The following is an 8974-nucleotide window of genomic DNA, read 5'->3' as shown; positions in this document are numbered from 1 at the left end:
CCCTCGAAGGGCGCGACCAGTTCCTGCTCACCCGGCAGCACCTATGAGCGACCAAGGAAGCGACGCAAAAGGCCCGCCCGCGACGCCCCTGTATAGCGCTTGGGCAATTGCCGGGTGAGCAGGAACTGGTCGCGCCCTTCGAGGGCGCATCCGATGATGAAGCATCTTGCCAGTTCACCAAGCGATGGCCCAGATCTCACGATCAACCGCCTCGGGTAGCGTTGAGGGAGATGAAGGCGCGCCGGGCCGAACTGTTTCGCTTCGCGCGGTCGAACAGTCCAAGGTCGCGGTGCCCGATCACTCCGCCGGCGCCACTCGCAGCATCGGTCTGCGGGCGCTGAGCCGGTCGAGATAGAGATAGACGACCGGCGTGGTGTAGAGCGTGAGAAGCTGCGAGACGATGAGGCCGCCGACGATCGCGATGCCGAGCGGCTGGCGCAGCTCCGCCCCAGTGCCGGTCTCGAGCGCCAACGGCAAGGCGCCGAGCAAAGCCGCAAAGGTCGTCATCATGATCGGCCGGAAGCGCTGGAGGCTCGCCTTGTGGATGGCTTCTCGCGGCGCAAGCCCTTCCTGGCGCTCGGCCTGCAAGGCCATGTCGATCATCATGATGGCGTTCTTCTTGACGATGCCGATCAACAGGATGATGCCGATCAGCGAGATCACGTCGAATTCCATGCCGGTGACGATGAGCGCGAGCAGCGCGCCGATGCCGGCCGAAGGCAGCGTCGACAGGATGGTGATCGGGTGCACGTAGCTTTCGTAGAGCACGCCGAGCACGACATAGATCGTGGCGAGCGCGGCAGCGATCAGCAGAAGCTCGTTGAGCAGGTTGGAGCGGAAGGCGAGTGCCGTGCCGGCAAGCGAGCCGTGGATCGACACCGGCATTTTCAGCTCCGCCATGGCGCGGTCGATTGCCGCCGAGGCGTCGCCGAGCGTGGCGCCATCGGCAAGGTTGAACGAGATCGTCGTGGCGACGAAGTGGCCCTGGTGGTTGACCGAAAGCGGCGTGGTCGCCGGACCGTAAGTGCTGAAGGCGGCGAGCGGCACCATGGTCTCGGCCGAGGTGCTGACGGCGGCGCCGCTCGAGGCGCTGCCGTGGCCGGTGACGGCGATCGCATTGGTCGCCTGATTCTGCAGCGAGCCCGACAGGCTGCCGGCCAGCGCGTTGGTCTTCTGCGTGCCGCTCGCCGCCGCGCCCGAGGTGCTGACATAGATGCCGTTGAGCGCGCTCGGATCCTGCAGAAAGCGCGGCGCGACTTCCATCACCACGTGATATTGGTTGCGGGCGTTGAAGATGGTCGACACCTGGCGCTGGCCGAAGGCGTCGTAAAGCGTGTTGTCGATGCTCGCCGGCGTCAGGCCGAGCCGGGCCGCGCTCTCGCGGTCGACGGTGATGTTGGTTTCGAGCCCGGCCTCGTCGCGGTCCGAATTGACGTCGGTTAGCTCCCGCGCCTGTTTCAGCAATTCGACGAGTTTCGGCGCCCATTCGTCGAGATCCGCGGTCGTATCGGCCTGCAGCGTGTATTGATAGGTGGCGAGGCTCTGGCGGCCGCCGACCCTGATCTCCTGGCGCGGATTGAGGAAGAGCTGCGCGCCGGGCAATTGCCTGAGCTGCGCGCGCAGCCGCCCCAGCACCGCTTGCAGCGGCGCACGATCGCCCTTCGGCTTCAGGTTGACATAGACGAAGCCGGAGTTGGTCTGGCGGCCGCCGATATAGCCGACGACGTTCGCCACCGCCGGGTCGCTCTTCAGGATCGTCTCCAGCCGCTCGAATTTCTGCCGCATCAATTGGAAGGAAATGGCCTGGTCGGCGCGCAGGCCGCCGATCAGCTCGCCGGTGTCCTGCTGCGGGAAGAAGCCCTTCGGCACGATCGTATAGAGGTAGACGTTGAGCGCGACGGCCGCGATCAGGATGATGAGCATCGCCTCGGCGTTGTCGAGCGACCAGGCTAGCGAGCGGCCGTAGCCGGCGCGGACGCGCTCGAAGACGCTTTCGCCGAAGCGGGCGAGGATGGAACGGCGCTCCGACCGGACTGCACCCGCGCGCAAAAAATGGGCGCACATCATCGGCGTCACCGTCAGCGACAGCACCAGCGAAATGGCGATGGCCAGCGACAAAGTCATGGCGAATTCCTGGAACAGGCGGCCGAGTATGCCGCCCGTCAACAGAATCGGCAGGAACACGGCGACGAGAGAAGCGCTCATCGACAGAACGGTGAAGCCGACCTCCTGAGCGCCGACCAGCGCCGCCCGGCCGCGCGGCACGCCGTCCTCGATGTGGCGCATGATGTTTTCCAGCACCACGATGGCGTCATCGACGACGAAGCCGGTGGCGATGGTGAGCGCCATCAAGGACAGATTGTCGAGCGTGTAGCCGAGCAGATACATTGCCCCGAAGGTGCCGAGGATCGAGACGACCAGCGCCACGCTCGGGATCAGCGCCGCGCGCCAGTCGCGCAAAAAGCAGAACACCACGAAGACGACCAGCAGCACCGCCAGCACCAGCGTCAGCTCGGTGTCGCGCAGCGAGCCGCGGATGGTGAGGCTGCTGTCGGACGCGATGCTGAGGCGCGCATCCGCCGGCACCGAAGCCTGCAGCGTCGGGATCAGCGCGCGCACGCGGTCGACCGTGTCGATGATGTTGGCGTTGGGCTCGCGATAGAGCACCAAAAGCACGGCCGGCACGCCATTGGCGAGGCCGAGATTGCGCACGTCCTCGACCGAGTCCTCGACATCTGCGATGTCGGCGAGGCGCACCGCCGCACTGTTGCGCCAGGCGATCACCAGGTCGCGATAGTCGGCGGCATGGCTCGCCTGGTCGTTGGTGTAGAGCTGGTAGCGGAGCGCGCCGTCCTCCTCGAAGCCCTTCGGACTGCGGGCATTGGCCGAGGCAAGTGCGGCGCGCACATCCTCCAAGCCGATGCCGTAATGGAACAGCGCCCCCGGATTGAGCTCCACCCGAACGGCGGGCAGCGACGAGCCGCCGAGGTCGACATTGCCGACACCCTCGACCTGGGACAGGCGCTGCTGCAGCACGGTCGCGGCGGCATCGTAGAGCTGACCGGGTGTGAGTGTGCGCGAGGTCAGCGCCAGGATCATCACCGGTGCGTCGGCGGGATTGTATTTGCGGTAGGTCGGGTTGCTGCGCAGGTCGGACGGGAGGTCGGCGCGCGCGGCGTTGATAGCGGCTTGAACATCGCGCGCGGCGCCGTTGATGTCCCGATCGAGGTCGAATTGCAGCACAACATTGGTCGAGCCGGTGCCGGAGCGCGACGTCATCTCGGAAACCCCGGCGATCTGGCCGAGATGCCGTTCGAGCGGCGCCGCGACATCGGTCGACATCGTGTCGGGGCTGGCGCCCGGCATCGAAGCCTGCACCGAGATGGTCGGGAAATCCACCTTGGGCAGCGGCGCGATGGGAAGATTGACGTATGCGATCAGGCCCGCCGCCGCCAATCCGATGGCCAGCAGCGTCGTGGCGACCGGCCTGGCGATGAAGGGCGCGGAGAGATTCACGGCGTGAGCCCGCCGGCCGGCGCTCTCGCTTCACGCGCCCCCGACCGCGTCAGTCTATCGAAGGCAAGGTAGATCACCGGCGTGGTGAAGAGCGTCAGCACCTGGCTGACGATCAGCCCGCCAACGATGGTGATGCCGAGCGGCTGGTGCAATTCCGAGCCGGCAAGGCCGCCGAGCAGGAGCGGGAGCGCCCCGAACAGCGCGGCCATCGTCGTCATCAGGATCGGCCGCAACCGCAGCAAGCAGGCTTCATAAATCGCCTCGCGCGGGTCCAGCCCCTGCAGGCGCTCGGCCTGCAGGGCGAAGTCGATCATCATGATGGCGTTCTTCTTGACGATGCCGACCAAGAGCACGATGCCGATGATGCCGATCACGTCGAGATCGTGGCCGGCGAGCATCAGCGCCACCAGCGCGCCCACGGTTGCCGAGGGCAGCGTCGAGAGGATCGTCAGCGGGTGGATGAAGCTCTCATAAAGCACGCCAAGCACGACATAGACGGTGGCGACTGCCGCGAGCAGCAGCAGCAGCTCGTTGGAGAGCGAGCTTTGCAAGGCAAGCGCGGCGCCTTGGAAGCCGGTGACCAGGCCGGCGGGCGGCTGCATGTCATGTTCCGCCTTGCTGATCGCCGCGGTGGCGTCGCCGAGCGAGATGCCGGGCGCGAGATTGAAGGAGATGGTCGCGGCCGGGAACTGGGCAAGGTGGTTCACCAGCAGCGGCGCCTGCCGGACAGTGATGCTGGCGACCGCCGATAGCGGCACCTGGCCGGAACCGGAGGACGGCAGGTAGATCGAGCCGAGCGAAGCCGGCGTCTGTCCCACCGAGGGGTCGGCTTCAAGGATGACGCGGTATTCGTTCGACTGGGTGAAGATGGTCGAGATGATCCGCTGGCCGAAGGCATCGTAGAGCGCGTTGTCGACGGTCGCTGGCGTAATCCCGAAGCGTGCCGCCGTCGCTCGGTCGATGGTGATGTCGACCGCAAGCCCGCTCTGCTGGCTGTCGCTGGCTACGTCGGCGAGTTCGGGAAGTGCCACCAGCCTATCGGTGAGCTTTGATGTCCACGTCGCCAGCTCGGCCGGATCCGAATCCTGCAGAACGTATTGGTACTGCGACGCGCTGGAGGTGGAGTCCACGCTCAGGTCCTGCACCGGCTGCATGTGCAGCGCGATGCCGGTCACGACGTCGGTCTCCCGAGCCAGCCGCCGGATGATCGCGCTGGCATCGGCCGCGCGCTCGTCGCGCGGCTTGAGATTGATCAGCATGTGGCCGCTGTTGGCGGTCATGTTCTGGCCGTCGACGCCGATGAAGGACGACAGGCTCGCGACATCCGGGTCCTTGAGGATGACATCGGCGAGCGCCTGCTGGTGCGCTGCCATGTCGGCGTAGGAGGCCGAGCCCGCGGCCTCGGTGACCGCCGAAATCGCGCCGGTGTCCTGAACCGGGAAGAAGCCTTTCGGGATGACAACATAGAGATAAACGGTGAGCGCAAGCGTGGCTGCGGCGACCAGCAGCGTCAGCGCCTGACGGTCGAGCACCCACCGCAAGGCGGCGGCATAGCCATTCGCGACAGCGTCGAAGCCGGCCTCGGCGCCGCGCGCCAGCGCGCCCTGCCTGCGTTCGGACGGCGGCTTGAGCAGCCTGGCGCACATCATCGGCACCAGCGTCAACGAGACGATGGCCGAAATGACGATGGCGATCGCAAGCGTGATGGCGAATTCGTGGAACAGGCGGCCGACGACGTCGCCCATGAACAGAAGCGGGATCAGCACCGCGATCAGCGAGACGGTGAGCGAGATGATGGTGAAGCCGATCTGGGCCGAGCCTTCGAGCGCGGCGGTGACCGGATCGTCGCCATGCTCGATGAAACGCGAGATGTTTTCGATCATGACGATGGCGTCGTCGATGACGAAGCCGGAGGCGATGGTCAGCGCCATCAGCGACAGATTGTCGAGGCTGAAGCCCCGAAGATACATGACCGCGAACGTGCCGATCAGCGACAGCGGCACCGACAGGCTCGGAATGATCGTCGCCGGAATGTTGCGCAGGAACAGGAAGGTGACGAGCACGACCAGAAGCGCCGCCGTCGCCAGCTCGAACTCGACGTCATGGACTGAGGCACGGATGGTGGTCGTGCGGTCGGTCAGCGGCTCGACGCTGACCGCCGCCGGCAAGCCGGCGCGAAGCTGTGGCAGCAGCGCCTTCACCGAGTCGACGACGCGGATGACGTTGGCGCCGGGCTGGCGCTGGATGTTGAGCAGGATCGCCGGCGAGCGGTTTTCCCAAGCGCCCAGCTTCGAGTTCTCCGGCCCCTCTATGATATCGGCGACCTCGCCCAGCCTGACCGGCGCCCCGTTGCGGTAAGCGACGACCATATCCGCATAGGTCTTGGGGTCGCTGATCTGGTCGTTGGCGTTGATGGTGTAGGAACGCGCCGGCCCGTCGAAGCTGCCTTTCGGCGTGTTGACGTTGAGCGCGCCGATGGTGGTGCGCAGATCGTCGATGTTGAGCCCCATGGCGGCCAGCGCCTTGAGCTTTACGCGGATTCGCACGGCCGGCCGCTCGCCGCCGGAGATGCTGACCAGCCCGACGCCCGGGAGCTGCGAGATCTTTTGCGCCAGCCGCGTCTCGGCATAGTTCTCGACTTCGGTCAGCGGCAGCGTCTTCGAGGTGATCGCCAGCGTCAGGATCGGCGCATCGGCCGGATTCACCTTGGCGTAGATCGGCGGCGCCGGCAGGTCGGCGGGCAGAAGGTTGCCGGCCGCGTTGATCGCCGCCTGAACCTCCTGCTCGGCAATATCCAGGCTGAGGTCGAGGCTGAAGCGCAGCGTGATGACCGAGGCGCCGGCCGAACTCCCCGACGACATCTGCTCCAGCCCCGGCATCTGGCCGAACTGGCGCTCCAAGGGTGCCGTGACCGAAGTCGTCATCACCTCCGGGCTGGCGCCGGGATAGAAGGTCTGCACCTGGATCGTCGGGTAGTCGACCTCAGGCAAGGCCGAGAGCGGCAGGAAGAGATAGGCGATCATGCCGACCACCAGGATGGTGGCCATGATCAGCGTGGTGGCCACCGGCCGCAGGATGAACGGCCGCGACGGGTTCAGCCAGCCGGAGACGAGACCGCTCGGCGTGCTCATTGGGCTTCGCCGGTGTCGCCACCATTTCCGCTGCTACCGCTATTGCCGCTGCCGTCGCGACGATGGTGGCGGTGGTGCTTGCGGTTGGCATCGCCCGATGCGTCCGCGCCGTCGCCTGCCGAACCTTGGCGCTGGCTGCTCGAGATCGCGGGCGCGTTGCCGGGGTTGACGGCAGACGTATTGCTGGTCGCGGCGGCCCCGCTGCCCCTACCCTCCGCTTGCGGCTGCGCGGGAGATCCAGCGCCGGCGGTCGGCGCGGCGCTGTTGTCAGGCACGGTCACCTTGGCGCCGTCCTTCAGCCGGTCGACGCCATCGACGACCACCTTGGCGCCCGGCGGAAGGCCCGACAGCAATTGCGTGACCGAGGCGTCGCCGGGGCCAAGGGAAACGGTCTTCACCGAGACAGTGCTGTCGTCGTTGAGCTGATAGACGAAAGTGCCTGGAGCGCCGTGCTGGATGGCGGCGTTGGGCAGCACCGTCACGCCGGTCAGCGTGCGCACCAGGAGATGCACGTTGACGAACTGGTTGGGATAAAGCCCGCCGTCGGCGTTAGCAAACACGGCGCGCAGCTTCACGGTGCCGGTGGTCGGATCGATCTGGTTGTCGATCGTCTGCAGCGTGCCTTCGGCGATCTGCTTGGTGTCGTTGCGGTCGAACAAGGTGGCCTTGAGCCCGGCATTACCATGCGACTGTTCCAGAACTTCGGCGAGGGTGTCTTCGGGCAGCGAGAACAGCACCGAAATCGGCTGCATCTCGGTGATCACCGCAATGCCGGTGCTGTCGGAAGGCGTGACGTAATTGCCCTGATCGACCAGCCTGAGGCCGATGCGGCCGTCGGCAGGTGCAACGATATGGCTGTTGGCGATATTGACCTCGACGGCCTCGATCTGCGCCTGGTCGGACATGACCGTGCCCTCGTCGGATTGCACGATCGCGCGCTGCAGGTCGACCGCCTGCTGCGTGATGGCGTTGGAGGTCAGCTTCAGATCGCGGTCGAGGTCGAGCCTGGCATCGCTCAGCAGCGCCTGATCGTGCTTCAATTGGCTCTGCAGCTGATGCAGCGAGGCTTGGAGAGTGCGGTCGTCGACCTGGGCAAGAAAATCGCCCTTCTTCACCATCTCCCCTTCGGTGAAGGCGATCGCGGTGATCTGCCCGCTGACCTGCGGGCGCACCGTCACCGTCGACAGTGAGGTGACCGTGCCCAGCGCCTCCAGCGTGATCGGGATGTCGGCCTGCGTCACCGAGGCGACTGCGACCGGCTGCGCGCCGAGATCGCCGCCCCGGAATCGTTGGCCGCCGCGCGCGCCTTGCTGGTGCACCGGTGCTGGATGGAGCCAGAAGGCGACGCCCGCTCCAGCCGCCACCAGCAGCAGCGCGACCATCCAGCCGCGGCGCCGGCGACGCACGACCACCGGCTTGATGTCTGCCATCGGCTCACGGAGCGGCTGTAACCGGCTGGCGACTTCGTCGTCCACTTTGTCACCTATCCATCGAACCGCAAGCGGCTAGGTCGACCACGTCCTTGGCCAGCGTCACTGGCCCAAGACGCAATCCGGCCGGGAACATAACGCCGGAACCTGGCCATGCAATTGCGCCCGACATTAAATTCCCGTAAGAATTGAATGGGTTAGGTTGAAGACCACACTCAAAAATGCGCGCCCGGGCGAACTGTTCGGGGACCGTGCCCCCATCGCGTGAGAGTGACCGGCCGCGCCGCGCCGGCCAATGATGACAAGGCTTTAACGGGGTGAACCCGGCCCGCGCGGCGGACCGCCTTTCGACGGTCGGACGTCGTTCCCGTCCCGGCGCAAAACCGCAGCCTCCGAGCGGGACCCCACTCCAGCCCGCTCGCAAAGATGTGAACGCAGCGACGTGCGAAGCTGCCCTATTCCTCAGCTTTATCGGCAGCGGGCCGGATCGCGATCGAGAGGGAAGCCATGACCTTTGCCCGGCTGCTCGCCTTGCCCCTGCTCAGCCTGTTGGCGCTCGGCCACGCGACCGCGCAAAGTCCGGACGGGGTCACCTCGCATGACGCACAGGTCGAGGATCTGAAAGTCTTCCGCCATGACTTTCTCGAGGTCGACCGATCCTACTCGCAAGCCGCCCGCGCGGAAGCGGAACTTCGCCTGCAGGCCCTGGACGCAGCTGCGGGCTCGATCGATGCGGCGATGTTCACCGTTCATCTCTGCCAGATCGCGGCGCTGGCCGACAATGGTCACACGACCTGCAAGCTGCCGCGCGCCAATGGTGTGGCGATGTCTTTGCTGCCGATCGGCGGCGCCTTCTACGTCATAGCGGCCAGTCCGCAAAACGGCGATCTGCTGGGC

General features: G+C 66.1%; 4 protein-coding genes. 1 reads left to right on the top strand and 3 read right to left on the bottom strand.

Going from position 1 to position 8974, the window contains the following annotated elements:
- Positions 1-297: 297 nt before the first annotated feature.
- Genes EOA79_RS25950 through EOA79_RS25940 form a run of 3 tightly spaced genes read right to left on the bottom strand, consistent with a single transcriptional unit; the run spans position 298 to position 8122 of the window.
- A complete protein-coding gene (locus EOA79_RS25950; RefSeq protein ID WP_095823663.1) occupies positions 298-3516 on the bottom strand; it encodes an efflux RND transporter permease subunit in 3219 nt (1072 codons plus the stop codon).
- Positions 3513-6614 (bottom strand): multidrug efflux RND transporter permease subunit, encoded by a 3102-nt coding sequence (locus tag EOA79_RS25945; RefSeq protein ID WP_095823917.1) that lies wholly within the window; start codon positions 6612-6614, stop codon positions 3513-3515. The genes EOA79_RS25950 and EOA79_RS25945 overlap by 4 nt, the downstream gene beginning before the upstream one ends.
- Positions 6615-6643: 29 nt before the next feature.
- Entirely contained in the window at positions 6644-8122 is a 1479-nt protein-coding gene (locus EOA79_RS25940; protein WP_245479188.1) for an efflux RND transporter periplasmic adaptor subunit, read from the bottom strand.
- Positions 8123-8584: 462 nt separating this feature from the next.
- On the opposite strand from EOA79_RS25940, the gene EOA79_RS25935 reads away from it, so the two are divergent.
- A partial coding sequence (locus tag EOA79_RS25935) for a hypothetical protein (protein ID WP_206639268.1) occupies positions 8585-8974 on the top strand: 390 nt, incomplete at its 3' end.

This window comes from Mesorhizobium sp. M1A.F.Ca.IN.020.03.2.1 (assembly GCF_004023205.1).
In the GTDB taxonomy this organism is placed as follows: domain Bacteria; phylum Pseudomonadota; class Alphaproteobacteria; order Rhizobiales; family Rhizobiaceae; genus Mesorhizobium.
Note: the sequence above shows the minus strand (reverse complement) of the source record. Positions and strands in the feature narration are given on the sequence as shown.